This window comes from Lysobacter sp. CC-YZS074, from assembly GCF_056739745.1.
Genome location: NZ_CP200301.1, coordinates 925,435 through 951,531, shown reverse-complemented (window position 1 = coordinate 951,531; position 26,097 = coordinate 925,435). Strand labels below are relative to the sequence as shown.

Annotated in this window: 35 protein-coding genes and 1 pseudogene; 3 read left to right on the top strand and 33 right to left on the bottom strand. The window is 66.0% G+C overall.

Annotation, left to right across the window (positions count from 1 at the left end):
* Positions 1-7: 7 nt before the first annotated feature.
* The gene (locus U8331_RS04190) at positions 8-1,213 is read right to left on the bottom strand and encodes a pyridoxal phosphate-dependent aminotransferase (RefSeq protein ID WP_481132358.1); all 1,206 of its coding nucleotides are present in this window, start codon (positions 1,211-1,213) and stop codon (positions 8-10) included.
* A 213-nt stretch (positions 1,214-1,426) separates the two neighbouring features.
* The gene (locus U8331_RS04185) at positions 1,427-1,930 is read right to left on the bottom strand and encodes a peptidylprolyl isomerase (protein WP_481132357.1); all 504 of its coding nucleotides are present in this window, start codon (positions 1,928-1,930) and stop codon (positions 1,427-1,429) included.
* A 138-nt stretch (positions 1,931-2,068) separates the two neighbouring features.
* On the opposite strand from U8331_RS04185, the gene typA reads away from it, so the two are divergent.
* The 3 genes and pseudogenes from typA (at position 2,069) to U8331_RS04170 (ending at position 6,089) form a co-directional block, all read left to right on the top strand.
* Positions 2,069-3,916 (top strand): translational GTPase TypA, encoded by a 1,848-nt coding sequence (gene typA / locus U8331_RS04180; protein ID WP_481132356.1) that lies wholly within the window; start codon positions 2,069-2,071, stop codon positions 3,914-3,916.
* A gap of 51 nt (positions 3,917-3,967) precedes the next feature.
* Entirely contained in the window at positions 3,968-4,426 is a 459-nt protein-coding gene (locus U8331_RS04175) for a DUF2127 domain-containing protein (RefSeq protein ID WP_481132355.1), read from the top strand.
* Positions 4,427-4,478: 52 nt separating this feature from the next.
* Positions 4,479-6,089 (top strand): annotated as a pseudogene (locus U8331_RS04170) (amidase).
* 12 nt (positions 6,090-6,101) lie between these two features.
* Here U8331_RS04170 and U8331_RS04165 read toward each other — a convergent pair.
* The 31 genes from U8331_RS04165 to fusA all read right to left on the bottom strand — a co-directional run bounded on the left by U8331_RS04165 (position 6,102) and on the right by fusA (position 26,047).
* On the bottom strand, positions 6,102-7,487 hold the full coding sequence (locus U8331_RS04165) for a class II 3-deoxy-7-phosphoheptulonate synthase (RefSeq protein ID WP_481132354.1): 1,386 nt from the start codon (positions 7,485-7,487) through the stop codon (positions 6,102-6,104).
* Between the two features lie 88 nt (positions 7,488-7,575).
* Complete coding sequence (locus U8331_RS04160) at positions 7,576-8,079, bottom strand: disulfide bond formation protein B (protein ID WP_481132884.1); 504 nt, start codon at positions 8,077-8,079, stop codon at positions 7,576-7,578.
* Between the two features lie 142 nt (positions 8,080-8,221).
* On the bottom strand, positions 8,222-8,596 hold the full coding sequence (gene rplQ / locus U8331_RS04155; protein ID WP_481132353.1) for a 50S ribosomal protein L17: 375 nt from the start codon (positions 8,594-8,596) through the stop codon (positions 8,222-8,224).
* 179 nt (positions 8,597-8,775) lie between these two features.
* A complete protein-coding gene (locus U8331_RS04150; RefSeq protein WP_481132352.1) occupies positions 8,776-9,774 on the bottom strand; it encodes a DNA-directed RNA polymerase subunit alpha in 999 nt (332 codons plus the stop codon).
* Between the two features lie 55 nt (positions 9,775-9,829).
* Entirely contained in the window at positions 9,830-10,459 is a 630-nt protein-coding gene (rpsD, locus tag U8331_RS04145) for a 30S ribosomal protein S4 (RefSeq protein ID WP_481132351.1), read from the bottom strand.
* A gap of 14 nt (positions 10,460-10,473) precedes the next feature.
* Positions 10,474-10,866, bottom strand: coding sequence for a 30S ribosomal protein S11 (gene rpsK, locus U8331_RS04140; RefSeq protein ID WP_036212595.1), 393 nt, complete (start codon positions 10,864-10,866; stop codon positions 10,474-10,476).
* A gap of 10 nt (positions 10,867-10,876) precedes the next feature.
* Positions 10,877-11,233: a 30S ribosomal protein S13 gene (gene rpsM / locus U8331_RS04135; protein WP_481132350.1), complete on the bottom strand. Its 357-nt coding sequence runs from the start codon at positions 11,231-11,233 to the stop codon at positions 10,877-10,879.
* A 382-nt stretch (positions 11,234-11,615) separates the two neighbouring features.
* A complete protein-coding gene (gene secY, locus U8331_RS04130) occupies positions 11,616-12,974 on the bottom strand; it encodes a preprotein translocase subunit SecY (RefSeq protein WP_481132349.1) in 1,359 nt (452 codons plus the stop codon).
* Between the two features lie 7 nt (positions 12,975-12,981).
* Positions 12,982-13,419 carry a 50S ribosomal protein L15 gene (rplO, locus tag U8331_RS04125; protein ID WP_481132348.1) on the bottom strand — a complete coding sequence of 146 codons (438 nt, stop codon included), beginning with the start codon at positions 13,417-13,419 and terminating at the stop codon, positions 12,982-12,984.
* Between the two features lie 5 nt (positions 13,420-13,424).
* On the bottom strand, positions 13,425-13,625 hold the full coding sequence (gene rpmD, locus U8331_RS04120) for a 50S ribosomal protein L30 (RefSeq protein WP_481132347.1): 201 nt from the start codon (positions 13,623-13,625) through the stop codon (positions 13,425-13,427).
* Positions 13,618-14,151, bottom strand: a complete 534-nt coding sequence (rpsE, locus tag U8331_RS04115) for a 30S ribosomal protein S5 (RefSeq protein ID WP_481132346.1) — start codon at positions 14,149-14,151, stop codon at positions 13,618-13,620. Before rpsE ends, rpmD begins: the two co-directional genes overlap by 8 nt.
* A 161-nt stretch (positions 14,152-14,312) precedes the next feature.
* Positions 14,313-14,666: a 50S ribosomal protein L18 gene (gene rplR / locus U8331_RS04110; protein ID WP_481132345.1), complete on the bottom strand. Its 354-nt coding sequence runs from the start codon at positions 14,664-14,666 to the stop codon at positions 14,313-14,315.
* 29 nt (positions 14,667-14,695) lie between these two features.
* Positions 14,696-15,223, bottom strand: a complete 528-nt coding sequence (rplF, locus tag U8331_RS04105; protein WP_481132344.1) for a 50S ribosomal protein L6 — start codon at positions 15,221-15,223, stop codon at positions 14,696-14,698.
* Positions 15,224-15,236: 13 nt separating this feature from the next.
* Complete coding sequence (rpsH, locus tag U8331_RS04100) at positions 15,237-15,635, bottom strand: 30S ribosomal protein S8 (protein WP_481132343.1); 399 nt, start codon at positions 15,633-15,635, stop codon at positions 15,237-15,239.
* A gap of 134 nt (positions 15,636-15,769) precedes the next feature.
* Entirely contained in the window at positions 15,770-16,075 is a 306-nt protein-coding gene (rpsN, locus tag U8331_RS04095) for a 30S ribosomal protein S14 (RefSeq protein WP_481132342.1), read from the bottom strand.
* 16 nt (positions 16,076-16,091) lie between these two features.
* Complete coding sequence (gene rplE / locus U8331_RS04090; RefSeq protein WP_481132341.1) at positions 16,092-16,634, bottom strand: 50S ribosomal protein L5; 543 nt, start codon at positions 16,632-16,634, stop codon at positions 16,092-16,094.
* An 11-nt stretch (positions 16,635-16,645) separates the two neighbouring features.
* On the bottom strand, positions 16,646-16,960 hold the full coding sequence (gene rplX, locus U8331_RS04085) for a 50S ribosomal protein L24 (RefSeq protein WP_481132340.1): 315 nt from the start codon (positions 16,958-16,960) through the stop codon (positions 16,646-16,648).
* A gap of 14 nt (positions 16,961-16,974) precedes the next feature.
* Positions 16,975-17,343: a 50S ribosomal protein L14 gene (gene rplN / locus U8331_RS04080; protein ID WP_031373826.1), complete on the bottom strand. Its 369-nt coding sequence runs from the start codon at positions 17,341-17,343 to the stop codon at positions 16,975-16,977.
* Between the two features lie 15 nt (positions 17,344-17,358).
* Entirely contained in the window at positions 17,359-17,628 is a 270-nt protein-coding gene (rpsQ, locus tag U8331_RS04075; RefSeq protein ID WP_036212633.1) for a 30S ribosomal protein S17, read from the bottom strand.
* Between the two features lie 9 nt (positions 17,629-17,637).
* Positions 17,638-17,823 carry a 50S ribosomal protein L29 gene (gene rpmC / locus U8331_RS04070; RefSeq protein WP_481132339.1) on the bottom strand — a complete coding sequence of 62 codons (186 nt, stop codon included), beginning with the start codon at positions 17,821-17,823 and terminating at the stop codon, positions 17,638-17,640.
* Complete coding sequence (rplP, locus tag U8331_RS04065; RefSeq protein ID WP_481132338.1) at positions 17,823-18,236, bottom strand: 50S ribosomal protein L16; 414 nt, start codon at positions 18,234-18,236, stop codon at positions 17,823-17,825. Before rplP ends, rpmC begins: the two co-directional genes overlap by 1 nt.
* 6 nt (positions 18,237-18,242) lie before the next feature.
* Positions 18,243-18,977 carry a 30S ribosomal protein S3 gene (gene rpsC, locus U8331_RS04060; RefSeq protein ID WP_036212641.1) on the bottom strand — a complete coding sequence of 245 codons (735 nt, stop codon included), beginning with the start codon at positions 18,975-18,977 and terminating at the stop codon, positions 18,243-18,245.
* Between the two features lie 3 nt (positions 18,978-18,980).
* Positions 18,981-19,316, bottom strand: coding sequence for a 50S ribosomal protein L22 (gene rplV / locus U8331_RS04055; protein ID WP_215218598.1), 336 nt, complete (start codon positions 19,314-19,316; stop codon positions 18,981-18,983).
* Between the two features lie 10 nt (positions 19,317-19,326).
* Positions 19,327-19,593 carry a 30S ribosomal protein S19 gene (gene rpsS, locus U8331_RS04050; RefSeq protein ID WP_036212645.1) on the bottom strand — a complete coding sequence of 89 codons (267 nt, stop codon included), beginning with the start codon at positions 19,591-19,593 and terminating at the stop codon, positions 19,327-19,329.
* A 6-nt stretch (positions 19,594-19,599) separates the two neighbouring features.
* The gene (gene rplB / locus U8331_RS04045) at positions 19,600-20,427 is read right to left on the bottom strand and encodes a 50S ribosomal protein L2 (RefSeq protein ID WP_036212649.1); all 828 of its coding nucleotides are present in this window, start codon (positions 20,425-20,427) and stop codon (positions 19,600-19,602) included.
* 11 nt (positions 20,428-20,438) lie between these two features.
* Complete coding sequence (rplW, locus tag U8331_RS04040; RefSeq protein ID WP_036212652.1) at positions 20,439-20,735, bottom strand: 50S ribosomal protein L23; 297 nt, start codon at positions 20,733-20,735, stop codon at positions 20,439-20,441.
* A complete protein-coding gene (gene rplD / locus U8331_RS04035; protein WP_481132337.1) occupies positions 20,732-21,337 on the bottom strand; it encodes a 50S ribosomal protein L4 in 606 nt (201 codons plus the stop codon). Before rplD ends, rplW begins: the two co-directional genes overlap by 4 nt.
* Before the next feature lie 2 nt (positions 21,338-21,339).
* A complete protein-coding gene (gene rplC, locus U8331_RS04030; RefSeq protein WP_481132336.1) occupies positions 21,340-21,996 on the bottom strand; it encodes a 50S ribosomal protein L3 in 657 nt (218 codons plus the stop codon).
* A gap of 10 nt (positions 21,997-22,006) precedes the next feature.
* Positions 22,007-22,318, bottom strand: coding sequence for a 30S ribosomal protein S10 (rpsJ, locus tag U8331_RS04025; RefSeq protein WP_036212661.1), 312 nt, complete (start codon positions 22,316-22,318; stop codon positions 22,007-22,009).
* 374 nt (positions 22,319-22,692) lie between these two features.
* On the bottom strand, positions 22,693-23,883 hold the full coding sequence (gene tuf, locus U8331_RS04020; RefSeq protein ID WP_481132326.1) for an elongation factor Tu: 1,191 nt from the start codon (positions 23,881-23,883) through the stop codon (positions 22,693-22,695).
* Between the two features lie 73 nt (positions 23,884-23,956).
* On the bottom strand, positions 23,957-26,047 hold the full coding sequence (gene fusA, locus U8331_RS04015) for an elongation factor G (RefSeq protein WP_481132335.1): 2,091 nt from the start codon (positions 26,045-26,047) through the stop codon (positions 23,957-23,959).
* Positions 26,048-26,097: the final 50 nt, after the last annotated feature.

Genomic DNA, 26,097 nt, shown 5'->3' with positions numbered 1-26,097 from the left:
GGCGGCTTCAGCTCAGTTCGCTGAAGAATTCCTTGAAACGCTCGATGCCGGGCGCCAGCTGCGGCGTCGGGCAGGTGTAGCTGATGCGCAGCGCGCGCGGCTCGCCGAACGCCGAGCCCGGCACGCAGGCCACGCCCTTGGCTTCCAGCAGCACGCTGCAGAACTCGACGTCGTTGCCGACGACCTTGCCGGTCGGGCCGTGGGTCTTGCCGAACGCGCAGCTGATGTCCGGGAACACGTAGAACGCGCCCTGCGGACGCGGGCAGACCACGCCGGGGATCGAGTCCATCACCGCCATGACCTGGTCGCGCTTGGCCTGGAACTCGGCGCACTTGGCGTCGGGCACGTCCTGCGGGCCCGACAGCGCGGCGGTGGCGGCGGCGTTGACGACTTCCGGCAGGCTGGTGATGTGGTTGGAGTTCATCGTCACCACGGCCTGCGCCACGACTTCCGGCCCCGCCATGAAGCCGACGCGCCAGCCGGGCATGCCGTAGGTCTTGGACAGCGAATCGACGAAGATCACCCGGTCCTTGAGTTCCGGACGCACGTGCACGAAGTTGTGGTAACCGACGCCGTCGAACACCATCCGGTTGTAGATGTCGTCGGTGATGATCCAGGTGTCGGGGTACCTGGCGATGACGTCGGCCAGCGCGGCGATCTCGTCCTTGTCGTAGACCATGCCGGTCGGGTTGGACGGATTGTTGAACAGCAGCACGCGCGGCTTCTTCGCCAGCGCGGCGTCGAGCTGGGCCGGAGTCAGCTTGTAGTCCTGCTCGGGCGGGCACGGCAGCAGGTCGACCTTGGCGTTGACGATCTCGGCGATGTCGAGGTAGCTGGTCCAGTACGGGGTCGGGAAGGCGATCGTGTCGCCCTCGTCCAGCAGCGCCTCGGCGAGGTTGTAGAGCACGTGCTTGGCGCCGACGCCGGTCGCCAGGTTGGCCTTGGTGTAGCCGGTCAGGCCGATCTTTTCGATGTGCTGCAGGAACGCGTCCAGCATCGCGTCGGCGCCGCGGTTGCTGCCGTACTGGCCGCTGTCGTGTTCCAGCGCGTCGCGGGCGGCCTGGTAGACGTGGGCGCCGGGCAGGAAGTTCGGCACGCCGATCGAGAAGCTGATGATGTCGCGGCCTTCGGACTTCAGGCGCTTGGCCTTCTCGGCAATCTGCATGATCGCGCTGGGCTTGGCGCGACCGATGCGCCGGGCGAGCTGGGGCATCTTGGTGACCTCGGTGGGGTGGTCGAAAGCGGCCGCGGCAGCGGCCGGTGAGCCGGAAAATAGTACCACGTGAAACTAATTTGGCCCGGGAATGCCGGGCCGAATGCCTGCAGGCGCGCCTTCAGCCGCGATCCGGAACGGGCGCGGGCGAATGGCCCCGGGGATCGCGGCTGAAGCCGCCCTGCAGAACCCCGTCGCGGCAACCGCGCGGCTTTACACGCCGGTAGCGTCGAGGGTCTTGTTCCATTCGGCCACGCGATCGGCCTTGGCGGCGATGGCGGCATCGACATCGCCTTCCAGCTTCACCGACTTGATCTTGTCGCCCTGCTTGATGCTGTCGACCACTTCCATGCCCTCGAGCACCTTGCCGAACACGGTGTGCTTGCCGTTCAGCCACGGGCACGGCACGTGGGTGATGAAGAACTGGCTGCCATTGGTGCCCGGACCGGCATTGGCCATCGACAGCACGCCGCGATCGTGCGACAGGCCGTTGGAGGTCTCGTCCTCGAAGCGGTAGCCCGGGCCGCCGGTGCCGGTGCCCTGCGGGCAACCGCCCTGGACCATGAAATCGTTGATGACACGGTGGAAATTCAGGCCGTCGTAGAAGCCGCGCTGCGCCAGGTTGGCGAAGTTGGCCACGGTCAGCGGGGCCTTCTCCGGCTCCATCTGGATGCGGATCGGGCCGCGGTCGGTATCGAAGGTGGCGATCAGGCTCATGGGGGATGCTCCGGTGGAAGATGAATGCGTCGACCGCCAAGGATACTCCAGCACCGGGGCGTCGCCGTTCGGATAGGGACTTTCTATATACTGGCCGACTTCCTTTCAGAAAGAGCCGCGCCCCTGGCGCCCTTCCGCATGTCCATCGAACGCCTGCGCAACATCGCCATCGTCGCCCACGTCGACCACGGCAAGACCACCCTCGTCGACCAGCTGCTCAAGCAGTCCGGCACCCTCAACGAGCGCACGGTCCTGTCCGAGCGTGTGATGGACAGCGGCGACATCGAAAAGGAACGTGGCATCACGATTCTGTCGAAGAACACCGCGATCCGCTGGACCGATCCGAAGACCGGCGAGACCTGGCGCATCAACATCGTCGACACCCCGGGCCACGCCGACTTCGGTGGCGAGGTCGAGCGCGTGCTCTCGATGGTCGACTCCGTGCTGATCCTGGTCGACGCGATGGACGGGCCGATGCCGCAGACCCGCTTCGTGACCCAGAAGGCGTTCGCGATGGGCTTCAAGCCGATCGTCGTGGTCAACAAGGTCGACCGCCCGGGCGCGCGCGCCAGCTGGGTGCTGGACCAGACCTTCGACCTGTTCGACCGCCTCGGCGCGACCGACGAGCAGCTCGACTTCACCACCGTCTACGCATCCGGCCTGCAGGGCTACGCCGGCATGGACGAGAGCGTGCGCGACGGCGACATGACCCCGCTGTTCGAGGCGATCTGCCAGCACGTGCCGGCGCCCGACGTGGACCCCGACGGTCCGTTCCAGATGCGCGTCACCTCGCTGGACTACAACAACTACGTCGGCATGATCGGCGTCGGCCGGATCCAGCGCGGCAAGGTGAAAACCAACCAGCAGGTCACCGTGATCGACCGCGAGGGCAAGACCCGCAACGGCAAGGTGCTGCAGGTGCTCGGCTTCATGGGCCTGGAGCGGATCGAGGTGCCCGAGGCCAGCGCCGGCGACATCATCGCGTTCTCGGGCATCGACCCGCTGGGCATCTCCGACACCCTGTGCGACCCGTCCGCGGTCGAGCAGCTGCCGGTGCTGACGGTCGACGAGCCGACCATCTCGATGACCTTCCAGGTCAACGACTCGCCGTTCGCCGGGGTCAAGGACCGCAGCGGCGGCAAGTTCCTGACCTCGCGCCAGCTGCGTGACCGCCTGACCCGCGAGACCGCGCACAACGTCGCGCTGAAGGTCGAGGACACCGCCGACGCCGACAAGTTCAAGGTCAGTGGCCGCGGCGAGCTGCACCTGTCGATCCTGATCGAGAACATGCGCCGAGAGGGTTACGAGCTGGCCGTGTCGCGCCCCGAGGTCATCATTCGCGAGATCGACGGCAAGCTGCAGGAGCCCTTCGAACAGCTCGTCGTCGACATGGAGGAGCAGTTCCAGGGCGGCGTGATGGGCCGGCTCGGCGAGCGCAAGGCGCTGCTGCAGAACATGGAGCCCGACGGCAAGGGCCGCGTCCGCTTGGAGTTCATCATCCCGGCGCGTGGCCTGATCGGCTTCCAGACCGAGTTCCGTACCCTGACCGCCGGCACCGGCCTGCTGTTCCACGTCTTCGACCACTACGCCCCGAAGATGGAGGGCGACATCGGCCAGCGCCAGAACGGTGTGCTGATCTCCAACGGCACCGGCCCGTCGCCGGCCTACGCGCAGATCGCGATGCAGGAACGTGGGCGGCTGTTCATCGAGCCGGGCGAGGAAATCTACGAGGGCCAGGTCGTCGGCATCCACTCCAAGGACAACGACCTGACGGTCAATGCCCTTCGCGGCAAGCAGCTGACCAACTTCCGCGCGTCCGGCACCGACAAGGACGAGGGCCTGATCCCGGCGATCAAGCTGTCGCTGGAGCAGGCGCTGGAGTTCATCGACGACGACGAGCTGGTCGAGGTCACCCCCAAGCAGATCCGGCTGCGCAAGAAGCACCGCACCGAGAACGACCGCAAGCGCGCCAGCCGCGGCGGTTGATGGTTCCGGGCCGGCGCACGTGCCGCCGGCCCCGCCCCGCGTCATTCACCCATGTCGTACTGCGCCGCTGTCGACGCGCCAACCGCCAGCGTGCGCGCGATCGCGCTGTTCGAGGCGGGCAAGGGCCTGCTCGCGCTGTTGCTGTCGGGCGCACTGGCCTGGTTGGGTCCGGCAAGTCTGAAGCAGTCGGTCGAATCGCTGCGGCTCTGGCTCCGGCTCGACCCCGAGGGCGGCACCCGGATGCTGCTGGACGCGATCGGCCCCGGTACCGTGCACATGGCCGTCGCCATCGCCCTGCTCTATGGCGCCATTCGCGTGCTGGAGGCGTGGGGACTGTGGCGCGCCAAGGCATGGGCCTCGTGGTTGGGGTGCATCGGTGCGGCGCTGTACCTGCCAGTCGAGCTGTACTCGCTGGTCCGGCAACCCGGCTGGCCCACCGCCGCCGTGCTCGTGGTCAACCTGCTGGTGGTGGCAGTGCTCGGGCTCGACCTGCTCCAAAGGCGCCGCTGACCCCACTTTGCCGAGCGGGCATACTCGCGATTCCGTCGTCCGGGAATCGACCATGCGCACTCGCCCGCTGCTCCCATGTTCGGCTCTGGTACTCGGCCTGCTGGCCGGCTGTGCGACGTCTCCCGTCCCCGCCCCGGCGCTCGGGGCGACACCGCACGTGATTGCGGACCCGCTCGACATCGTCGAGGCGGACGTCGCCACGCTTTCCGCGCGGATGGAAAGCGGAACGCTCACGAGCGTCGCATTGACCCGGGCCTACCTGGACCGCATCGCTGCGATCGACGATGCCGGTCCCCGGCTCGATGCGGTGATCGAGATCAACCCCGACGCGCTGCTTGAAGCGGGCCGCCTTGATGCCGAACGCGGCACCGGCAGGGTCCGGGGGCCACTCCACGGCGTTCCCGTTCTGCTCAAGGACAACATCGACGCGACCCCGATGGTGAACTCGGCCGGATCGCTCGCCCTCGCCGGCCACCGGCCCGGCACCGACGCCCCAGTGGTGGCAGCGCTGCGCGCAGCCGGCGCGGTAATCCTCGGCAAGACCAACCTGAGCGAATGGGCCAACTTCCGCTCCACACGCTCGAGTTCGGGCTGGAGTGCGCGCGGCGGGCAGACGCGCAACCCCTATGTGCTCGACCGCAGCGCGTGCGGCTCGAGCAGCGGCACCGGTGCGGCCGTGGCCGCCAGCCTGGCGGCCATCGGCGTGGGCACCGAAACCGACGGCAGCATCATCTGTCCCGCCGCGATGACCGGGCTGGTCGGGATCAAACCCACCGTGGGACTGGTCGGCCGCAGCGGCATCATTCCCATCTCGCACAGTCAGGACACCGCGGGCCCGATGGCGCGCAATGTAGCCGACGCGGCGCTGCTGCTTACGGTGATGGCATCGGCACAGGACCCGGCCGACGACGCCACCGCCGCGGCGGCGGCACGGCCGGTCTCCAAGTACGTGGAGGCGCTGGATCCGGACGCACTCGCCGGAGCGCGCATTGGCGTGCTGCGGCATGAGATGGGCCGCCGCTTCGACATCGACGCCGCGATGGAGTGGGCCATCGCGGCCATGAAGGCCGCCGGCGCCACCGTGGTTGACGCCGAGATCCCGACCGCGGGCGACTGGGACGAGGCCGAGTTCACCGTGCTGCTGTACGAATTCAAGGACGGCCTCGATCGCTATCTCGCATCGGCCGGCACCCCGACCGGTTCGCTGGCGGAACTGATCTAGTTCAACCGGTTGAATGCCGACCGCGAAATGCAATGGTTCGGCCAGGAGTTGCTGCTGCAGGCGCAGCAGAAAGGGCCGCTCACGGACGCCGCCTATCGCAGGGCGGCCCGCGAGGCAAAGCGGCTCGCAGGGCCTGACGGCATCGATGCGGCGCTGGCGGCGCAGCAACTCGATGCGCTGATCGCGCCCGCCACCGGGCCGGCGTGGGTGATCGATCCGGTCAATGGTGACCACTTCGGCGGGGCCGCGTACGGCGCACCGGCCGTCGCGGGCTATCCGAGCATCACCGTGCCGATCGGCGCCGTCCACGGGCTGCCGATCGGCGCGGTGCTGATGGGCCCGAAGTGGAGCGAACCGGAACTGATCGGGCTGGCATTCGCCCTCGAACAGGCGACCCTCGCGCGCCGGCCGCCGCGGTTCCTGCGGACGGTTGACGAGTAGGCGAGCCGCCGGTCAGCCGGCGCCTAGCCTGGCCTGCTTGCGAACGATCAGCATCGCCACTTCCAGTGACTGCTCGTAGTTCAGGCGCGGATCCACGGTGGAGCGGTATGCCCGCTCCAGGTCGAGTTCGGTCAGGTCACGCGCGCCGCCCATGCATTCGGTGACGTCTTCGCCGGTCAGCTCCAGGTGGACGCCGCCCAACCGGGTGCCGGCCGCGGCGTGCAGGTCGAACGCCTGCTCCAGCTCGCTGCCGATGTTGGCGAAGCGGCGGGTCTTGTAGCCGTTGGCGGTGGCCTCCGTATTGCCGTGCATCGGGTCGCAGACCCAGAGCACCCGCCGACCGTCGCGCCGCACGGCATCGAGCAGCGGCGGCAGCCGTTCGGCGATGGCTTTGGCGCCCATGCGATGGATGAAGGTCAACCGGCCGGGCTCGTCTTCGGGATTGAGCAGGTCGAGGGTCCGCAGCAGCTGATCGGGCGTGACCGACGGCCCCACCTTCAGCGCGATCGGATTGCGGATGCCACGGAAATACTCGACGTGCGCGCCGTCGATCGCGGCCGTGCGCATGCCGATCCACGGGTAATGCGTGCTGAGGTTGAACCAGCCCCAGTGACGCGGCACCTGGCGCGTCATCGCGGCCTCGTACGGGAGCAGCAGCGCTTCGTGCGAAGTGTAGAAGTCGACCCGGTTGAGGTTGTGCACCTCGGCGCCGGACAACGTCTCCATGAAGCGCACCGCGTCGCCGATCGCCTCCACCATGTGGCGGTACTCGTCCGCCAGCGGCGAATGTCCGACCCAGTTGAGGTTCCAGTACTCCGGATGGTGCAGGTCGGCGAACCCGCCATCGATAAGCGCCCGGACGAAGTTCATCGTCATCGCCGAGCGGGCGTGCGCCTTCACCATGCGGCGCGGATCCGGCCGACGCGCCTCGGCATCGAAGGCTGGCGCGTTGACCATGTCGCCGCGATAGCTCGGCAGGGTCACTCCGCCGATGGTCTCGGTGTCGGCCGATCGTGGCTTGGCGTACTGGCCGGCAAAGCGCCCCACCCGCACGACGGGCTTGCGCAGCCCGTGCACCAGCACGAGGCTCATCTGCAGCAACACCTTGAGCCGGTTCGACACGACCTCGGACGAACACGCATCGAAGGTTTCCGCGCAGTCGCCGCCCTGCAACAGGAAGCGCTTGCCCTCCTGCGCCTCCGCCAGCTGCTGCCGCAGCGCGAGGATCTCCCAGGACGTCACCAGCGGCGGCAGTCCCCGCAACTCGCCAAGCACTGTCTCCAGCTCGACCGCATCGGGATACGTCGGCAGCTGCATCGCGGGCCGGCTGCGCCAGGACTCGACGCTCCATTCGCGCGGGAGGTTTACCGATTGCAGGGTGCGGTCGGGGCTGGCCATTGCTTGTTCAATCGATTTGTTGCTTCGCAGCAAACATCATCCGCCGAGCGACGCGCGCGCGCAAATGAAGCGTGGCTATGGCTTGGCTTCAGCGGCGTCGGAAGGCCGCGTAGGCGGCCCAGCCGCCAAGCAGCACGAACCAGACGAGGCTCCAAGCCGGCATCGACAGCCCAAGGAACGACCAGTCCACGTTTGCGCACTCGCCCGAGCCGGTCATGACCTTACGCACCACGCCGCTGATGGGCATGGAATCGAGCATGTAATCGAGCCCGGGACCGCAGGCCGGGACCTGGTCGGGTGGGAGATGCTGCAAACGGACGTGATTGCCGGCCACCGCGGCGCCGCCCAGCGCGGCCAGCACGGCCAGCACCCCGTAGACCCGGCGACCACCGGTCCGCCGCGGGGCATGGATGCCGCCGATCAGGAACACCACTCCCAGCACTGCGAAGCCGACCCGCTGGAAGATGCACAACGGACAGGGCAGCAGGCCGCCGTGGAATTGCGTGTACAGCGCATAGCCGATCAATGCGGCGCAGGCCACGAACCCGGCCAGGAACCCGGTGCGGAAGGAAACGTGGTCGGAAGGTTTCATGGGGCGACACGATACGGCGTCGTCGATGTCGTGCAAAGACACACCGGCAGCTTGTGCAAGCCCCAGAACGGACAAAGCCCCGGCAGGCCGGGGCTTTGTTCAAACAAGTGCCGATCCGGTTGGACCTGCAACCTGCCCCGGTTTACTCCGCAGCGACCTGCGGACGATCAACCAGCTCGACGTAGGCCATCGGCGCATTGTCGCCAGCGCGGAAACCGCACTTGAGGATGCGCAGGTAGCCACCCGGACGCTCGCTGTAGCGCGGGCCGAGTTCAACGAACAGGGTGCCGACCGCTTCCTTGTCCCGCAGGCGCGAGAACGCAAGGCGGCGGTTGGCGACACCGTCCTTCTTGGCCAGGGTGATCAGCGGCTCCGCGACGCGGCGCAGCTCCTTGGCCTTCGGGAGGGTGGTACGGATTGCTCCGTGCTTGATGAGCGACGCGGCCATATTGGTGAACATCGCATCGCGATGGGCACTGGTGCGGCTGAATTTGCGTCCGGATTTCTGGTGGCGCATGGTCTTGGTTCCTGGTGAATGCTGGAGCTGTTGGACGTCGTTGTCGCCATCATGGCGTTGAAGCGGCGGACTGCGGGTGGTCCTGGCCGGCCTTCCCTGACCGGACGAGCGCGGGCTTCAGGCCCGTCGGCGATTACCGGCCGCGACCATTCCCGAGACGGGAATGGTCGCGTTGGAACTCAGCCCATCATGCCGTGCGAGGCAATACCCGCCGGCGGCCAGTTCTCGAGTTTCATACCGAGGGAAAGGCCGCGCTGGGCGAGCACTTCCTTGATCTCGGTGAGCGACTTCTTGCCGAGGTTCGGCGTCTTGAGCAGTTCCACTTCGGTCTTCTGGATCAGATCGCCGACGTAGTAGATGCTCTCGGCCTTGAGGCAGTTGGCCGAACGCACGGTCAGCTCCAGGTCGTCGATCGGACGCAGCAGGATCGGGTCGACGCCATTCGTGGCCGGCTTCGCCGCACCGCGGTCGCGGTGGGTGAAATCGCCGAACACCGAAAGCTGGTCGCTGAGGATGTCGGCGGCGGTCCGCACGGCTTCCTCGGCGTCGATCGTGCCGTTGGTCTCGATGTCGATCACGAGCTTGTCGAGGTCGGTGCGCTGCTCGACACGGGCCGCTTCGACGGCATAGGCGACGCGGCGGACCGGGCTGAAGCTGGCATCCAGCATCAGGCGACCGATGCTGCGGGTCTCCTCGTCCGGACGGCGACGGGCGGCGGCCGGCTGGTAGCCGAAGCCACGCTCGACCTTGAGCCGCATGTTGAGCGCGGTGTCCTTGGTCAGGTGGGCGATCACGTGGTCGCCGTTGATGACCTCGACATTGTGGTCGGTCTTGATGTCGGCCGCGGTCACGATGCCCGGGCCCTGCTTGCTCAGCGACAACGTCGCCGATTCGCCGGTGTGCATGCGGATCGCGACGTCCTTGAGGTTGAGCAGGACTTCGAGCACGTCCTCCTGCAACCCTTCGACCGTGGTGTACTCGTGCAGCACGCCGTCGATCTCGACTTCCGTGATGGCAAAGCCGGGGATCGAGGACAGCAGCACGCGGCGCAGCGCGTTGCCGAGGGTGTGGCCGTAGCCGCGCTCGAGCGGCTCGATCACGACCTTCGCGCGGTTGCCGGTGAGGCGTTCGATCTGGGGACCGCGGGGGCGCAGTACCTGATTGGCGGTAACCGTCATGTGTGGAGTCTCCTGTGGGCCGCCGGCGGGGGCGGCAGCCCAAGAACAGAGTGGATTACTTCGAGTACAGCTCGACGATCAGCGCTTCGTTGATGTCGGCCGGAAGGTCGGCACGGTCCGGCACGGCCTTGAACACGCCGGCGAACTTCTTGCTGTCGACCTCGACCCAGGACGGCGAGAGATCCATCTGCTGGGCGACCGTCAGCGACTCCTGCACGCGGAGCTGCTTCTGGGCGCGCTCGGCGAGGGCGATCGCATCACCGGCCTTGACCTGGTAGGAAGGCAGGTTGACCGACTTGCCGTTGACCGTGACACCGCGGTGGCTGACCAGCTGGCGGGCGGCCGGCCGGGTCACCGCGAAGCCCATGCGGTAGACGACGTTGTCGAGGCGGGTCTCGAGGAGCTGCAGCAGGTTCTCACCCGTGTTGCCCTTCTTGGTCGACGCCTTCTTGTAGTAGTTGCGGAACTGACGCTCCAGCAGGCCGTAGATACGCTTGACCTTCTGCTTCTCACGCAGCTGGTTGGCGTAGTCGGACAGCTTGCCGCGACGCGCGACGGGACCGTGCTGGCCGGGCTTCTGCTCCAGCTTGCACTTCGAATCAAGCGCGCGGGCCGGCGACTTCAGGCCGAGGTCGGCGCCTTCGCGACGCGAGAGCTTGCACTTGGGACCAATATAACGAGCCATGGTTCTTCAGCTCCTCAGACGCGACGCTTCTTCGGCGGACGGCATCCGTTGTGCGGGATGGGCGTCACGTCGATGATGTTGATGATCTTGTAGCCGACGTTGTTCAGCGAACGAACGGCGGACTCCCGACCCGGACCCGGGCCCTTGATGCGCACTTCCAGCGACTTGACGCCGTAGTCGAGCGCGGCGCGGCCGGCCTTCTCGGCGGCGACCTGGGCGGCGAACGGGGTCGACTTGCGCGAACCGCGGAAACCCGCCCCGCCCGAAGTCGCCCACGACAACGCATTGCCCTGGCGGTCGGTGATCGTGATGATGGTGTTGTTGAACGAAGCGTGGACGTGGGCGATGCCGTCGGTGACGACGCGCTTGATCTTCTTCTTCGTCTTGGCTTGTGCTGGCTTGGCCATTGTCTACCCCTTACTTCTTGATGGCCTTGCGCGGACCCTTGCGGGTGCGTGCATTGGTCTTGGTGCGCTGGCCGCGCAGCGGAAGGCCACGACGGTGACGCAGGCCACGGTAGCTGCCGAGGTCCATCAGGCGCTTGATCGCCATGCCGACCTCGCGACGCAGGTCGCCCTCGACGACGAACTTGCCGATCTCGGCGCGCAGCGCCTCGACTTCCGGCTCGGACAGGTCACGGATCTTGGTCGACGCGTTGACGCCGGCAGACTCGCAGACCTTCTTCGAACGGGTACGGCCGATGCCGTAGATGCTTTGCAGCCCGACCCAGACATGCTTCTGGGCAGGCAGATTGACGCCCGCAATACGCGCCATAACGCGATCTCCAACTGGTTTGGCCGCCGGGTCCTGACAACCCGGCTGGATGAACACTCGACAGAGTGAATCGGAAATTGTAACAAGGTCTCGGGTTCATAGGAAGCGCGCCGCGCCAAAGCGCGGACGTGCCACGGCATGGGGAGTGTGCCCATGCTCCGGCGACGGATCAGGACTGCCAGGCGGAAGCGGTGTCAGCCGTCCCCGCCGGGCACCACGCGCTACTCTGGCGCGCGGACCGGTCCAGACCCACCCGTACGCGAGACGCCGCACGAGTCGCCCTGCTGGAACCCGGGAGCTGTGCCCGGATTCCGTTACTTGCTTCCACGCCTCCGGCGAGCCGGTGCGCGTTAGGACCCCGGCACCACGCCGGGACCCGGGGTCAGCGACCGGACAGACCGGAACGCGAACCCTTGAGATTGGCCTTCTTGAGCAGGCTTTCGTACTGGTGGGACATCAGGTGCGCCTGGATCTGCGCGATGAAGTCCATCACCACCACCACCACGATCAGCAGCGAGGTGCCGCCGAAGTAGAACGAGATGCCCATCTGGCTGCGCATGACCTCCGGCAGCAGGCAGACCAGCACCAGGTAGGCGGCGCCCGCCGCGGTCAACCGGGTCAACACCGCGTCGACGTAATCCGCGGTGGCCTTGCCGGGACGGATACCCGGGATCAGCGCACCCGACTTCTTCAGGTTGTCGGCGGTTTCCTGCGAATTGAACACCAGCGCCGTATAGAAGAACGCGAAGCCCGCGATCAGCGCGCCATACAGGATCATGTGCAGCGGCTCGCCCGGGTTCAGCCACTGGCTCACCCTCAGCATGAACGACGAGGAGTCGCCTTGGCTGAACCAGGCCGCCGCGGTCGCCGGGAACATCACGATACTGGACGCGAAGATCGCCGGGATCACGCCCGACATGTTGAGCTTGAGCGGCAGGAACGAGGACTGGTTCATGTACGCATTGCGGCCGCCTTGGCGGCGTGCGTAGTTCACCGTGATCCGGCGCTGGCCGCGCTCGACGAACACCACGAAATAGGTGACCGCCAGGACGATCGCGACGATCGCGATGGCCAGCAGCGTGCTCATCTCGCCGTTGCGGACCTGCTCGAACATGCCGATCGCCGCCGACGGCAACCCGGCAACGATGCCGGCGAAGATGATCAGCGAGACACCGTTACCGATACCACGCTCGGTGACCTGCTCGCCCAGCCACATCAGGAACATGGTGCCGGCGGTCAACGAGATCACGGCGGTCAGGATGAAGCCCATGCCCGGGCTGTAGACCACCGGAATACCCTGGCTGGCACCGCCGGCCTGCAGCGCGGTGGCGATGCCCCATGCTTGGAACACCGCCAACGGAATCGCACCCAGGCGCGACCACTGGTTGATCTTGCGGCGGCCTGACTCGCCCTCCTTCTGGATCGCCTTCAGGCTGGGCACGATCTGCACCAGCAACTGGATGATGATCGAGGACGAGATGTACGGCATCACGTTGAGCGCGAACAGGCTGAAGCGCTCCAGCGCACCACCGGAGAACATGTTGAACATGTCCACGATGGTGCCTTCCTGGGTCTCCATCAGCCGCAGCATCGCTTCGGGATTGACCCCCGGCACCGGGATGTAGCAGCCGATCCGATAGACGATCAGTGCACCGATCACGAACAGCAGGCGCTGGCGAAGCTCGGTGAACTTACCGAGCCCGCCGCCCATGCCGGCCATTGCGTTGCCGCTTCGCGCCATGCGTGGATTACTCCTCGACCTTGCCGCCGGCCGCTTCGATCGCGGCCTTGGCACCGGCCGTCGCCAGCACGCCCTTCAGCACGAACTTCCTGGTCAGCTCGCCCTTGGCGACCACCTTGGCGCGCTTGGCGGTGCTCGGCACCAGCTTGGCGGCGCGCAGGGCCGCGAAGTCGACATCACCGGCCTCGAGCTTGTCGAGCTGGTAGAGCATCACTTCGGCGGTATCGCCGGCGGTCTTGCTGCGGAAGCCGATCTTCGGCAGGCGCATGTGCATCGGCATCTGGCCGCCTTCGAAGCCGGCCTTGATCTTGCCCTTGCCGGCACGTGCGAACGAACCCTTGTGGCCGCGGCCGGCAGTCTTGCCGAGGCCGGAACCGATACCGCGACCGACGCGGGTGCGCTCGGTGCGGGCGCCGTCAGCCGGCTTGAGAGTGTTGAGACGCATGTCAGTTACTCCTCGACCCGGACCAGGTAGTGGACCTTGTTGATCAGGCCCCGCACCTGCGGGCTGTCCTTCAGTTCACGCACGTCATTGAGCTTGTTCAGGCCCAGCGCACGCACCGACAGGCGGTGACGCGACTGGCTGCCGCGCAGGCCCTTGACCAGGCGCACCTTGACGGTGCCGGTGTTGTTGTTCTCGGTCTTAGCCATTGATCAGATCCTCGACCTTCTTGCCGCGCTTGGCCGCGATCTTGGCCGGCGAGTGCATGTCCGTCAGGCCGCGCAGGGTCGCGCGAACCAGGTTGATCGGGTTGCGCGAGCCGACCGCCTTGGCCAGCACGTCCTTCACCCCGACCGCTTCGAGCACGGCGCGCATGGCGCCGCCGGCGATGACGCCGGTACCCTCGGAGGCCGGCTGCATGTACACGCGGGCCGCGCCGTGGCCGGACTTCACCGAGTGCCACAGGGTGCCGCCGTTGAGCTCGACGTTGCTCATGTTCTTGCGGGCGTACTCCATCGACTTCTGGATGGCGACCGGCACTTCGCGCGCCTTGCCGTAGCCGAAGCCGACCTTGCCGGCGCCGTCACCCACCACCGTCAGCGCGGTGAAGGTGAACTGGCGACCACCCTTGACGGTCTTGCTGACGCGGTTGACCGCGATCAGCTTCTCGATCATGCCGTCATCGATTTCCTCACGGTTGCGATCACGCCCCCGCGACTCACGTTCGTTAGCCATTTCAGTTCCTGGATGTTGGAAGGTTGCTTGCGGCTGCGCCGCTTATGGTTGTCGATTACCGCGGATGCTCCACAGGGACGGCAATCCGCCACTGCGTCCGGCGCACCCCGCGCCGGCGGGTGGAACCAATGCGTGGAGCCGGAGCCCCACGCATTCAAGCATCAGAACTGCAGGCCACCCTCGCGGGCGGCGTCGGCCAGCGCCTTGATGCGGCCGTGGTAGCGGTAACCCGAGCGGTCGAACGCGACCTTCTCGATGCCGGCAGCCTTGGCCTTCTCGGCAATCACCTTGCCCACCTTTACGGCGGCATCGGCGTTCTTGCCGTTCTTCAAACCATCCTTGACGTCGGCCTGGGTGGTCGACGCGGCGGCCAGGACCTTCGAGCCGTCGGCGGTGAAAACCTGGGCATACAGGTGCTGGCCGGTACGCAGCACCGACAGGCGCGGCACACCGAGTTCGCGGATATGCGCACGGGTCGACTTGGCGCGGCGCAGGCGGGCGATGTTCTTGTTCATTGTCTGGTCCTCGAAAGCTGAAGGCCGGCTTAGGCCTTCTTGGCTTCCTTGCGAATGATGTTCTCGCCGGCGTACTTCACGCCCTTGCCCTTGTAGGGCTCCGGCGGACGGAAACCGCGAATCTTGGCAGCCACCTCACCGACGCGCTGCTTGTCGGCACCGGCCACGACGACCTCGGTCTGGGTCGGGGTGGTGATGGTGATGCCCTCGGGGGTTTCGAACACAACCGGATGGGAGAAACCCAGCGACAGGTTCAGGTCCTTGCCCTGCATCGCGGCGCGGTAACCGACGCCGACCAGCTCGAGCTTGCGCTCGAAGCCTTCGGATACGCCGTGCACCATGTTGGCGACGATCGCACGCAGGGTTCCGGTCAGCGGGATCAGTGCCGGCTCGCTGGCCGACAGCTGCGCATGGCCGTCCTCGATGACGACGTCGATACCGGCCGGCTTGGCGATCGACAGGGTGCCCTTCGGCCCCTTGACGGTCACGTTCTCGGGCTGGACGTTGAGTTCGACACCCTTGGCCAGGGCGATCGGCTTCTTGGCAACTCGGGACATGTTCGTTACTCCCTTAGGCCACGAAGCACAGGACTTCACCGCCGACGCCCTGCTGGCGCGCCTGCGCATCGGTCATGATGCCCTTGGAGGTGGAAATGATGGCGACGCCGAGGCCACCGAGCACCTTCGGCAGGTCGTCCTTGCCGCGGTACTGGCGCAGGCCCGAGCGCGAGAAGCGCTTGAGCTGCTCGATCACCGGCTTGCCTTCGTAGTACTTGAGCTCGATCTCGAGCTCGCTCTTGCCGGCACCGGCCTCGGTCACGCGCGAACCGAGGATGTAACCCTCGTCCTGCAGCACCTTGGCGATGGCGACCTTGACCTTGGAGGACGGCATCGTCGCCGTCGGCTTGCCGACCGCGGCCGCATTGCGAATGCGGACGAACATGTCGGCGATGGGATCAGTCATGCTCATGTGTGATTCCTGATGAGTGCACCGATATCCGCTATTGCGAATTCAGTTGTGACGCCACGGCCGGACGGCCGTGGCGTTTGGGTCTTGCGAGCCGGCTAGTCTAGCAGACTTGCGCGGCGGTGTTGCCAGCGCGGTTACCAGCTGGCCTTGCGCAGGCCGGGCACGTCGCCACGCATGGTGGCCTGGCGCAGCATGTTGCGGCCGAGGCCGAACTTGTTGTAGACGCCGCGCGGGCGGCCGGTCATGGCGCAACGGCTGGTCTGGCGGCTTGGGGACGAGTCACGCGGCAGCTTCTGCAGCTTGACCACGGCCTCTTCCTTTTCCTCGTACGAGGCGGTCGGGCTGGCGATGATCTTCTTCAGCTCCTCGCGCTTGCCGGCGTACTTCGCCGCCAGCTTGGCCCGCTTCACCTCGCGGTTGATCATGGACGTCTTGGCCATGTATTTATTCCTCGGGTCAGTTGCGGAACGGGAAGCGGAAGGCTTCCAGCAGGGCGCGCGCTTCGGCGTCGCTCTTCGCGGTGGTGGTGATCGCGATGTCCATGCCGCGCAGCGCGTCGACCTGGTCGTAGTCGATCTCCGGGAAGATGATCTGCTCCTTCACGCCCATGTTGTAGTTGCCACGGCCGTCAAACGCCTTGCCGGACACGCCGCGGAAGTCGCGCACGCGCGGCAGCGAGACGTTGATCAGGCGGTCGAGGAACTCGAACATCTTCTCGCGGCGCAGGGTCACCTTGCAGCCGATCGGCCAGCCGTCGCGGATCTTGAACGACGCCACGGAGACGCGGCTCTTGGTGACGATGGGCTTCTGGCCGGAGATCTTCGCCATGTCGGCGACCGCGTTCTCCAGGATCTTCTTGTTGGTGGCGGCTTCACCGACACCCATGTTCAGGGTGATCTTGGTGATGCGCGGCACCTCCATCGGATTCTTGTAGCCGAACTTCGCGGTCAGCGAGGGGACGACTTCTTCCTTGTAGAACTTTTCAAGCCGGGTGGTCATTTCAGCATTCCTCAGGCGTCAACCGCCTCACCGCTGGAGCGGAACACACGCAGTTTGCGTCCATCCTCCAGCACCTTGATGCCAACGCGCTCGCCCTTGCCCGTCGCCGGGTTGAAGAGCATGACGTTGGAGATATGGATCGGCGCCTCGCGCTCGATCACGCCACCGGGCTGGCCCGCCTGCGGGTTGGGCTTGGTGTGGCGCTTGACGATGTTGACGTTGGACACGACGACCTTGTCGCCGGCCACGCGCACCACGTCGCCCTTCTTGCCCTTGTCCTTGCCGGCGGTGACGATCACCTGGTCGCCTTTCTTGATACGGTTCATGTCAGTTCCTCCGCTCAGAGCACTTCGGGTGCGAGCGAGACGATCTTCATGAACTTCTCGGAACGCAGCTCACGGGTCACGGGCCCGAAGATGCGGGTGCCGATCGGCTCATGCTTGTTGTTGAGCAACACCGCGGCGTTGCCATCGAAGCGGATCAGCGAACCGTCCGGGCGACGGACGCCCTTGCGGGTGCGGACCACGACGGCGTCGTAGACGTCGCCCTTCTTGACCTTGCCACGCGGGATCGCGTCCTTGACGGTGACCTTGATGATGTCGCCAATGTGCGCGTAACGGCGCTTGGAGCCGCCGAGCACCTTGATGCACATCACTTCCTTCGCCCCGGAGTTGTCGGCCACGCCGAGGTAGCTTTGCATCTGGATCATGGTTCAGCCTCCTCGTTATTCGGCCGCGCGGCTGACGATCTCAACCACGCTCCAGTTCTTGGTCTTGGACATCGGGGCGATCTCGCGCACCCGGACGACGTCGCCTTCGTTGCAGGCATTGTCCGCATCGTGGGCGTGGAGCTTGGTCGAACGGCGGATGTACTTGCCGTACAGCGCGTGCTTGACCTGGCGTTCGACCAGCACGGTGACGGTCTTGTCCATCTTGTTGCTGACCACGCGTCCTTCGACCGTGCGCAGCGCCTTCTCTGTATTGTTGTCGGTCATGGCGGGTCCTTACTTCTTCTGACCCAGCAGGGTGTTCACGCGAGCGATCTCGCGGCGAACCCGGCGGGCCTCGTGGGTCTTGGCGAGCTGGCCGGTGGCCTTCTGCATGCGCAGGGAGAAGCTCTCCTTGTGCAGCTCGGTCAGGTGGGCCTGGAGCTCGTCGGCCGACTTCGCGCGGAGTTCTTTCAGTTCCATTAGCGCACCGTCCGGGTAACAAACTGGGTGGTGACCGACAGCTTGGCCGAAGCCAGGCGGAAGGCCTCGCGAGCGACGTCCTCGGGCACGCCCTCGATCTCGTAGATCATGCGGCCCGGCTGGATCTGGGCGACCCAGTACTCGACGTTGCCCTTGCCGGAGCCCATTCGGACTTCGATCGGCTTCTTGGTGATCGGCTTGTCGGGGAACACGCGGATCCACATCTTGCCGCCGCGCTTGACGTAGCGGCTGATCGAACGGCGCGCGGCCTCGATCTGGCGGGCGGTGATCTGGCCGTGGGCGGTCGCCTTCAGGCCGTACTCGCCGAAGCTGACGGCGTTGCCGCTCCATGCCAGGCCGTCGTTGCGGCCCTTGTGCATCTTGCGGAATTTGGTTCGCTTGGGTTGCAACATGGTCGGTTACCTCGATTCACGCGGCGGACGCGGGCCACGGTCGCGACGGTCGCCGCGATCACCGCGGTCGCCACGCGGGCTGTCGTCCTGCTTTTCCTGGCCGACCTGGGAGAAATCGAAGATCTCGCCCTTGTAGACCCAGACCTTGATGCCGATGATCCCGTAGGTCGTCTTGGCTTCGGCAAAGCCGTAGTCGATGTCGGCGCGGAGGGTGTGCAGCGGCACGCGGCCTTCGCGGTACCACTCCGAACGCGCGATCTCGGCACCGTTGAGGCGACCCGCGACGTTGACCTTGATGCCCAGCGCGCCGAGGCGCATCGCGTTGCCGACCGCGCGCTTCATCGCGCGACGGAACATGATGCGACGCTCGAGCTGCTGCGCGATCGACTCGGCCACCAGCTGGGCATCGAGCTCGGGTTTGCGCACTTCGGTCACGTTGATGTGCGCCGGGACGCCCATCATGTCGCTGACCTCTTTACGCAGCTTGTCGATGTCCTCGCCACGCTTGCCGATCACCACGCCCGGGCGGGCGGTGTGGATGGTCACGCGGGCGTTGTTGGCCGGGCGCTCGATGAAGATCTTCGAGATGCCGGCCTGGGCGAGCTTCTTGCGCAGCATCTCGCGGACCTTCAGGTCGGCGGCGAGGTACTCGGCGTACTGCTTCTTGCCGGCGAACCACTTCGAGTTCCAGTCCTTGGAGATGCCAAGGCGGATGCCGGTCGGATGAACTTTATGACCCATGAGTTACTTCCCCTCGCCGACGACGACGGTGATGTGGCTGGTGCGCTTGAGGATGCGGGTACCGCGTCCCTTCGCACGGGCCATGAAACGCTTCAGCGTCGGGCCCTCGTCGACCATGATGGTCTTGACCTTGAGCTCGTCGATGTCGGCGCCCTGGTTGTTCTCGGCGTTGGCGATGGCGGACTCGACGACCTTGCGGATCATCGCGGCGGCCTTCTTGTCGGAGAACTTGAGCAGGTTGACGGCACGCTCGGCGCTCAGGCCACGGACCTGGTCGGCGACCAGGCGGGCCTTCTGCGGCGAGATGCGCGCGGTGCGCAGGATTGCTTTCGCTTCCATGGTCATCTCCTTAGCGGCTCTTCTTGTCGGCCACGTGACCCTTGAACGTACGGGTCAGGGCGAACTCGCCGAGCTTGTGGCCAACCATGTTCTCGTTGACCAGCACGGGGATGTGGTTGCGACCGTTGTGCACGGCGATGGTGAAGCCCACCATCTCCGGCAGAACCATCGAGCGACGCGACCAGGTCTTGATCGGCTTCTTGTTGTTGGCCGCAGCCTCCACCTTCTTGATGAGATGGTGGTCGACGAACGGGCCCTTCTTGAGTGAACGTGCCATGGCCGATTAGCTCCTACGATCGCGCACGATGAACTGCTGGGTGCGCTTGTTCTTGCGGGTCTTGTAACCCTTGGTCGGGACGCCCCACGGGGTGACCGGATGCGGGTTGCCCTGGCCGGCCTTGGCCTCACCACCACCGTGCGGGTGGTCGACGGGGTTCATCGCCGCGCCGCGGACGGTCGGGCGGACACCGCGCCAGCGCTTGGCACCGGCCTTGCCGAGCTTCTCGAGGTTGTGCTCGACGTTGCCGACTTCACCGATGGTGGCGCGGCACTCGACCGGCACCTTGCGCATTTCGCCCGAACGCAGGCGCAGCGTGGCGTAACCCTGCTCGCGGGCGACCAGCTGCACGCCGGCGCCGGCGGCGCGCGCCAGCTGGGCGCCCTTGCCGGGCTTCATCTCGATGCAGTGGACGGTCGAACCGACCGGGATGTTGCTCAGCGGCAGCGTGTTGCCGACGCGGATCGGGGCGTCACGGCCGGCGATCACCTGGTCGCCATCCTTCAGGCCCTTGGGCGCGATGATGTAGCGACGCTCGCCATCGACGTAGCACAGCAGGGCGATGTGGGCGGTGCGGTTCGGGTCGTATTCGATCCGCTCCACGCGCGCCGGGATGCCTTCCTTGTTGCGCTTGAAATCGATGATGCGGTAGTGCTGCTTGTGGCCACCACCGATATGACGGGTGGTGATCCGACCGTGGTGGTTGCGGCCACCGGTCTTGCTCTTCTTCTCGACCAGCGCCGCGTGCGGGGCACCCTTGTGCAGGCCGGGCGTCACCACGCGAACGGCGGAACGGCGGCCGGGCGAGGTGGGCTTGAAAGTCATCAATGCCATGGTTCCAGTCCTCAGGCCTTGGCCATCACGTCGATCGACTGGCCCTCGGCCAGCTTCACGTACGCCTTGCGCCAGTCGGCGCGGCGGCCCATGCGGAACTTGAAGGCCTTGGACTTGCCCTTCACGTTGACCACGTTGACCGCCTCGACCTTGACGTCGAACAGCTTTTCCACGGCGACCTTGATGTCGGCCTTGGTAGCGGTCGTCGCCACTTCGAAGACGTATTGGTTGGAAACTTCCTGCAGGCGCGCGGTCTTCTCGGACACACGCGGCGCACGGATCACGTTGTAGAGCTTGGCGTCGTTCATGCCAGCCACTCCTCGATCTTCTTGACCGCATCGGCGGTGACCACGACCGAGTCGGCGCCAACCAGCGCGACCGGATCGAGGCCCTGCACGTCACGGACTTCGACATACGGCAGGTTGCGCGCCGAGAGGTACAGGTTCTCGGTGGCATCCTCGGTGACCAGCAGCGGACGCTTGCCCACGCCGAGGTCCTTGAGCATGGTGATCATGCCCTTGGTCTTCGGCGACTCGATGGCGAGCGACTCGACCACCTTGATGCGGCCCTGGCGGTTGAGCTCCGCCAGGATCGCGGCCATCGCGGCGCGGTACATCTTGCGGTTGACCTTCTGCGCGAAGCTGCGCGGCTTGGCCGCGAAGGTCACGCCACCACCGACGAAGATCGGGGCCGTCAGCGCGCCATGACGCGCACCGCCGCCCTTCTGCTTCTTAGACTTCTTGGTGGTGCCGGCGACTTCCGAACGGGTCTTCTGCGCCTTGGTGCCGGCGCGACCGGCGTTGCGGTACGCGACCACGACCTGGTGGACCAGGTCCTCGCTGAACTCGCGGCCGAAGATCTCGTCGGACACCGACACGGTCTTGCTGCTGTTATTGATGGCAAGTTCCATCGTCATACTCCCTTGCTCGACGGACGGACGATCACGTCGCCGCCCGGCGCGCCCGGCACTGCACCGCGGATGGCGATCAGGCCGCGCTCGGCGTCGACCTTCACCACCTGCAGGCCCTGGGTGCTCTGCTGGACCGAACCCATGTGGCCGGACATCTTCTTGCCCGGGAACACGCGACCCGGCGTCTGGCGCTGGCCGATCGAGCCGGGGGCGCGATGCGACAGCGAGTTACCGTGGGTGGCGTCGCCCATGCGGAAGTTCCAGCGCTTGATCGTGCCCTGGAAGCCCTTGCCCTTGGTCACGCCCTGTACGTCGACGATCTGGCCGGCCTCGAAGATGTCGGCGCGGATCTCGCCGCCGACCTCGAAGTCGCCGAGCTTGTCGTCGGCCACGCGGAACTCCCACAGGCCACGGCCGGCTTCGACCTTGGCCTTGGCCAGGTGACCGGCCTCGGGCTTGTTGACCAGCGACGCGCGCTTGACGCCGGCGGTGACCTGCACGGCGCTGTAGCCGTCGCTGTCGACGGTCTTGATCTGGGTGATGCGGTTCGGGGTCGCCTCGATCAGCGTCACCGGCACGGACTTGCCGTCCTCGGTGAAGAACCGGCTCATGCCGGCCTTGCGACCGACGATGCCCAGCGAATACTTCTTCGCAGTCATGTGGTTGGCCTCAGGTCAGCTTGATCTGGACGTCGACGCCGGCCGCGAGCTCGAGCTTCATCAGCGCGTCCACGGTCTTGTCGTTGGGGTCGACGATGTCGAGCACGCGCTTGTGCGTGCGGGTCTCGTACTGGTCGCGCGCGTCCTTGTCGACGTGCGGCGAGGTGAGAATGGTGTAGCGCTCGATCTTGGTCGGCAGCGGGATCGGGCCACGCACTTGCGCGCCGGTCCGCTTGGCCGTTTCGACGATCTCGCTGGCCGAGCGGTCGATCAGACGATGATCGTACGCCTTCAGCCGAATCCGGATCTTCTGGTCCGCCATGACGGTGTTCCTTGGTTAAAAGAGCGACGGGCCGACGACTGGTTGCGCCGAACCCCGGTGAACTGCAAATGCCGGCATGCGCTGACGCTGCCGGCTCCTTCAAAAATCAAGGCAGGCCGGTTTCCCGGCCCGCCCAGACGGAATCTGCGAACGCATGAAGCCGCCGCGGCCGGGAAGCCGAACCGGGCAGCACCATGCGACATTTCCCTGTCTGGCGAAGACGAGGTGCTTCCTGCCCCTCATTTCGCTGGTTCATGGGCCCGGCAAAGCTGCCAGGCCCATGGTGGTCGCGCATTCTAGCGGGTTTCCGGGACGGCGTGCAACCCCGCCCCGGATCGACCCGTCGCCCGCGCCGCGGGCAACCGACCTGCTTGTTACTTGATGATCTTGGAGACCACGCCGGCGCCGACGGTGCGGCCGCCTTCGCGGATCGCGAAGCGCAGGCCCTCGTCCATCGCCACCGGGTTGATCAGCGACACCACCATCTTCACGTTGTCGCCCGGCATCACCATCTCCACGCCCTCCGGCAGCTGGCAGGCGCCGGTGATGTCGGTGGTGCGGAAGTAGAACTGCGGACGGTAACCCTTGAAGAACGGGGTGTGGCGGCCGCCCTCGTCCTTCGACAGCACGTACACCTCGCCCTCGAAGTCGGTGTGCGGGGTGATCGAACCCGGCTTGGCCAGTACCTGGCCACGCTCGACGTCGTCACGCTTGGTGCCGCGCAGCAGCAGGCCCGCGTTGTCGCCCGCCTGGCCCTGGTCCAGCAGCTTGCGGAACATCTCCACGCCGGTGACGGTGGTCTTGGTGGTCGGACGGATACCGACGATCTCGATTTCGTCACCCACCTTGATGATGCCGCGCTCGATGCGGCCGGTCACCACGGTGCCGCGGCCCGAGATCGAGAACACGTCCTCGACCGGCATCAGGAAGGACTTGTCGATATCGCGCTCCGGCTCCGGGATCCAGGTGTCCAGCGCGTCCACCAGCTTCAGGATCGCCGGCACGCCGATCTCGCTCTGGTCGCCTTCCAGCGCCTTCAGCGCCGAACCGTGGATGATCGGGGTGTCGTCGCCCGGGAAGTCGTACTTGCTCAGCAGCTCGCGCACTTCCATCTCGACCAGCTCGAGCAGCTCGGCGTCGTCGACCATGTCGGCCTTGTTCAGGAACACGACGATGTACGGCACGCCGACCTGGCGGGCCAGCAGGATGTGCTCGCGGGTCTGCGGCATCGGGCCGTCCGCGGCCGAGCACACCAGGATCGCGCCGTCCATCTGCGCCGCACCGGTGATCATGTTCTTGACGTAGTCGGCGTGCCCCGGGCAATCGACGTGCGCGTAGTGGCGGATCGGCGATTCGTATTCCACGTGCGCGGTCGAGATCGTGATGCCGCGAGCCTTCTCTTCCGGCGCCGCGTCGATCGACGAGTAATCCTTGAACTCACCACCGAAACGCTCCGCGCCCACCTTCGTCAGCGCTGCGGTCAGCGTGGTCTTGCCGTGGTCGACGTGACCGATCGTGCCGACGTTGACGTGCGGCTTGGTGCGCTCGAACTTACCCTTGGCCATGGTTTTTTACCTCTGAACGTATTTGTTGGTCTTGTCGGGGGAAGGCCCGGCGCGTCCGCACCGGGCCGATGCATCAGTTCTTCTTGACCACCGACTCGGCGATGTTGGTCGGCGCCTCGGCGTAGTGGTCGAACTCCATCGAGTAGGTCGCACGACCCTGCGACATCGACCGCAGCGTGGTCGCGTAGCCGAACATCTCGCCGAGCGGGATCATCGCGTTGATGATCTTGCCCGACGGGCTGTCGTCCTGGCCCGAGAGGATGCCGCGGCGACGGCTGACGTCGCCCATCACGTCACCCAGGTAGTCTTCCGGAGTGACGATCTCGACCTTCATCATCGGCTCCAGCAGGACCGGGCTGGCCTTGTTGAAGCCTTCCTTGAACGCCATGGAACCGGCGATCTTGAACGCCATTTCGGACGAGTCGACCTCGTGGTACGAACCGTCGACGAGGCGGATCTTGACGTCGACGACCGGGTAGCCGGCGAGCACGCCGTTGGCGGCGGCTTCCTGGATGCCCTTGTCGACCGCCGGGATGTATTCCTTCGGCACCACGCCGCCGACGATCGCGTTCTCGAACTCGTAGCCCGCGCCCGGCTCCTGCGGGACCATCTCGATCCACACGTGGCCGAACTGGCCCTTGCCGCCCGACTGGCGGACGAACTTGCCTTCCACCTTGACCTGCTTGCGGATGGTCTCGCGGTAGGCGACCTGCGGCTTGCCGACGTTGGCCTCGACGTTGAACTCGCGCTTCATGCGGTCGACGATGATGTCCAGGTGCAGCTCGCCCATGCCGGCGATGATGGTCTGGCCGGACTCCTCGTCGGTGCGCACGCGGAAGGACGGATCCTCCTGCGCCAGGCGACCCAGCGCCAGGCCCATCTTCTCCTGGTCGGACTTGGTCTTGGGCTCGACCGCCATCGAGATGACCGGCTCCGGGAAGGTCATGCGCTCGAGGGTGATGATCGCGTCCTGCGAGCACAGGGTGTCACCGGTGGTGACGTCCTTCAGGCCCACGGCCGCGGCGATGTCGCCCGCGCGCACTTCCTTGATCTCCTGGCGATCGTTGGAGTGCATCTGCAGCAGACGACCCACGCGCTCCTTCTTCGACTTGACCGGGTTGTAGACCTGGTCACCCGAGTTCAGCACGCCCGAGTAGACGCGGAAGAAGGTCAGCGAGCCGACGAACGGATCGGTCATGATCTTGAACGCCAGCGCCGAGAACTTCTCGTCGTCCGACGCCTTGCGCGAGGCTTCGTTCTCGTCCTCGTCCACGCCCTTGATCGCCGGCACGTCGACCGGCGACGGCAGCAGCTGGATCACGCCGTCGAGCATGGCCTGCACGCCCTTGTTCTTGAACGCGGTACCGCAGAAGACCGGAACGATCTCGGTCCGCAGGGTGCGCTCACGCAGGCCCGCGATGACCTCGGCCTCGGACAGCTCGCCGTCGTTGAGGTACTTCTCCATCAGCTCTTCGGACGCCTCGGCGGCGGCCTCGATCATGAACGCACGCGCCTCCGCGGCCTTGTCCGCGAGGTCGGCCGGGATATCGCCGTACTCGAACACGGTGCCCTGGGACGCGGTGTCCCAGTGGATGCGCTTCATCTTGAGCAGGTCGATCACGCCATCGAAGCCGTCCTCGGCACCGACCGGCACCTGCATCGGCACGGCGTAGGCACCCAGGCGCGACTTCAGCTGGCCGACGACCTTGTCGAAGTTGGCGCCGGTGCGGTCCATCTTGTTGACGAACGCGAGGCGCGGCACCTGGTACTTGTTGGCCTGGCGCCAGACGGTCTCGGACTGCGGCTGCACGCCACCGACCGCACACAGCACGAACACGGCGCCGTCGAGCACGCGCAGCGAACGTTCGACTTCGATGGTGAAGTCGACGTGCCCGGGGGTGTCGATGATGTTGAAGCGGTGCTCCGGGAAGGACTTGTCCATCCCCTTCCAGAAAGCGGTGGTCGCCGCCGACTGGATGGTGATGCCGCGCTCCTGCTCCTGCTCCATCCAATCCATCGTCGCGGCGCCGTCATGCACCTCGCCGATCTTGTGGCTGACACCGGTGTAGAACAGGATGCGTTCGGACGTGGTGGTCTTGCCGGCATCGATGTGGGCCATGATGCCGAAGTTGCGGTAACGCTCGATGGGAGTGGTGCGAGCCACGGGACCCTCTCGTATTTTTATGGTTCCAGATGGCCGGACGCCGCCTGACG

Excerpts from the sequence above, each read along its gene's own strand:
- rpsC (WP_036212641.1), bottom strand. The coding sequence starts at position 18,977 with ATGGGTCATAAAGTTCATCCGACCGGCATCCGCCTTGGCATCTCCAAG.
- rpsS (WP_036212645.1), bottom strand. The coding sequence starts at position 19,593 with ATGGCACGTTCACTCAAGAAGGGCCCGTTCGTCGACCACCATCTCATC.
- rplX (WP_481132340.1), bottom strand. The coding sequence starts at position 16,960 with ATGAACCGTATCAAGAAAGGCGACCAGGTGATCGTCACCGCCGGCAAG.
- rplF (WP_481132344.1), bottom strand. The coding sequence starts at position 15,223 with ATGTCCCGAGTTGCCAAGAAGCCGATCGCCCTGGCCAAGGGTGTCGAA.
- rpsD (WP_481132351.1), bottom strand. The coding sequence starts at position 10,459 with ATGGCTCGTTATATTGGTCCCAAGTGCAAGCTCTCGCGTCGCGAAGGC.
- typA (WP_481132356.1), top strand. The coding sequence starts at position 2,069 with ATGTCCATCGAACGCCTGCGCAACATCGCCATCGTCGCCCACGTCGAC.
- rpsH (WP_481132343.1), bottom strand. The coding sequence starts at position 15,635 with ATGAGCATGACTGATCCCATCGCCGACATGTTCGTCCGCATTCGCAAT.
- rplQ (WP_481132353.1), bottom strand. The coding sequence starts at position 8,596 with ATGCGCCACCAGAAATCCGGACGCAAATTCAGCCGCACCAGTGCCCAT.
- rpsM (WP_481132350.1), bottom strand. The coding sequence starts at position 11,233 with ATGGCGCGTATTGCGGGCGTCAATCTGCCTGCCCAGAAGCATGTCTGG.
- rplE (WP_481132341.1), bottom strand. The coding sequence starts at position 16,634 with ATGACCACCCGGCTTGAAAAGTTCTACAAGGAAGAAGTCGTCCCCTCG.
- rplV (WP_215218598.1), bottom strand. The coding sequence starts at position 19,316 with ATGGAAGCGAAAGCAATCCTGCGCACCGCGCGCATCTCGCCGCAGAAG.
- U8331_RS04150 (WP_481132352.1), bottom strand. The coding sequence starts at position 9,774 with ATGACGGTTACCGCCAATCAGGTACTGCGCCCCCGCGGTCCCCAGATC.
- rplW (WP_036212652.1), bottom strand. The coding sequence starts at position 20,735 with ATGAACGACGCCAAGCTCTACAACGTGATCCGTGCGCCGCGTGTGTCC.
- rplR (WP_481132345.1), bottom strand. The coding sequence starts at position 14,666 with ATGAACAAGAACATCGCCCGCCTGCGCCGCGCCAAGTCGACCCGTGCG.
- rpmD (WP_481132347.1), bottom strand. The coding sequence starts at position 13,625 with ATGGCTAAGACCGAGAACAACAACACCGGCACCGTCAAGGTGCGCCTG.
- U8331_RS04185 (WP_481132357.1), bottom strand. The coding sequence starts at position 1,930 with ATGAGCCTGATCGCCACCTTCGATACCGACCGCGGCCCGATCCGCATC.
- rpsK (WP_036212595.1), bottom strand. The coding sequence starts at position 10,866 with ATGGCCAAGCCAGCACAAGCCAAGACGAAGAAGAAGATCAAGCGCGTC.
- rplO (WP_481132348.1), bottom strand. The coding sequence starts at position 13,419 with ATGCGTCTCAACACTCTCAAGCCGGCTGACGGCGCCCGCACCGAGCGC.
- rpmC (WP_481132339.1), bottom strand. The coding sequence starts at position 17,823 with ATGGAACTGAAAGAACTCCGCGCGAAGTCGGCCGACGAGCTCCAGGCC.
- rplC (WP_481132336.1), bottom strand. The coding sequence starts at position 21,996 with ATGACTGCGAAGAAGTATTCGCTGGGCATCGTCGGTCGCAAGGCCGGC.
- U8331_RS04160 (WP_481132884.1), bottom strand. The coding sequence starts at position 8,079 with ATGAAACCTTCCGACCACGTTTCCTTCCGCACCGGGTTCCTGGCCGGG.
- rplN (WP_031373826.1), bottom strand. The coding sequence starts at position 17,343 with ATGATCCAGATGCAAAGCTACCTCGGCGTGGCCGACAACTCCGGGGCG.
- U8331_RS04190 (WP_481132358.1), bottom strand. The coding sequence starts at position 1,213 with ATGCCCCAGCTCGCCCGGCGCATCGGTCGCGCCAAGCCCAGCGCGATC.
- rpsJ (WP_036212661.1), bottom strand. The coding sequence starts at position 22,318 with ATGGCGGACCAGAAGATCCGGATTCGGCTGAAGGCGTACGATCATCGT.
- rplP (WP_481132338.1), bottom strand. The coding sequence starts at position 18,236 with ATGTTGCAACCCAAGCGAACCAAATTCCGCAAGATGCACAAGGGCCGC.
- rpsN (WP_481132342.1), bottom strand. The coding sequence starts at position 16,075 with ATGGCCAAGACGTCCATGATCAACCGCGAGGTGAAGCGGGCCAAGCTG.
- rplB (WP_036212649.1), bottom strand. The coding sequence starts at position 20,427 with ATGGCATTGATGACTTTCAAGCCCACCTCGCCCGGCCGCCGTTCCGCC.
- secY (WP_481132349.1), bottom strand. The coding sequence starts at position 12,974 with ATGGCGCGAAGCGGCAACGCAATGGCCGGCATGGGCGGCGGGCTCGGT.
- rpsQ (WP_036212633.1), bottom strand. The coding sequence starts at position 17,628 with ATGACCGACAACAATACAGAGAAGGCGCTGCGCACGGTCGAAGGACGC.
- rplD (WP_481132337.1), bottom strand. The coding sequence starts at position 21,337 with ATGGAACTTGCCATCAATAACAGCAGCAAGACCGTGTCGGTGTCCGAC.
- U8331_RS04165 (WP_481132354.1), bottom strand. The coding sequence starts at position 7,487 with ATGGCCAGCCCCGACCGCACCCTGCAATCGGTAAACCTCCCGCGCGAA.
- tuf (WP_481132326.1), bottom strand. The coding sequence starts at position 23,883 with ATGGCCAAGGGTAAGTTCGAGCGCACCAAGCCGCACGTCAACGTCGGC.
- rpsE (WP_481132346.1), bottom strand. The coding sequence starts at position 14,151 with ATGGCTAACGAACGTGAGTCGCGGGGGCGTGATCGCAACCGTGAGGAA.
- U8331_RS04175 (WP_481132355.1), top strand. The coding sequence starts at position 3,968 with ATGTCGTACTGCGCCGCTGTCGACGCGCCAACCGCCAGCGTGCGCGCG.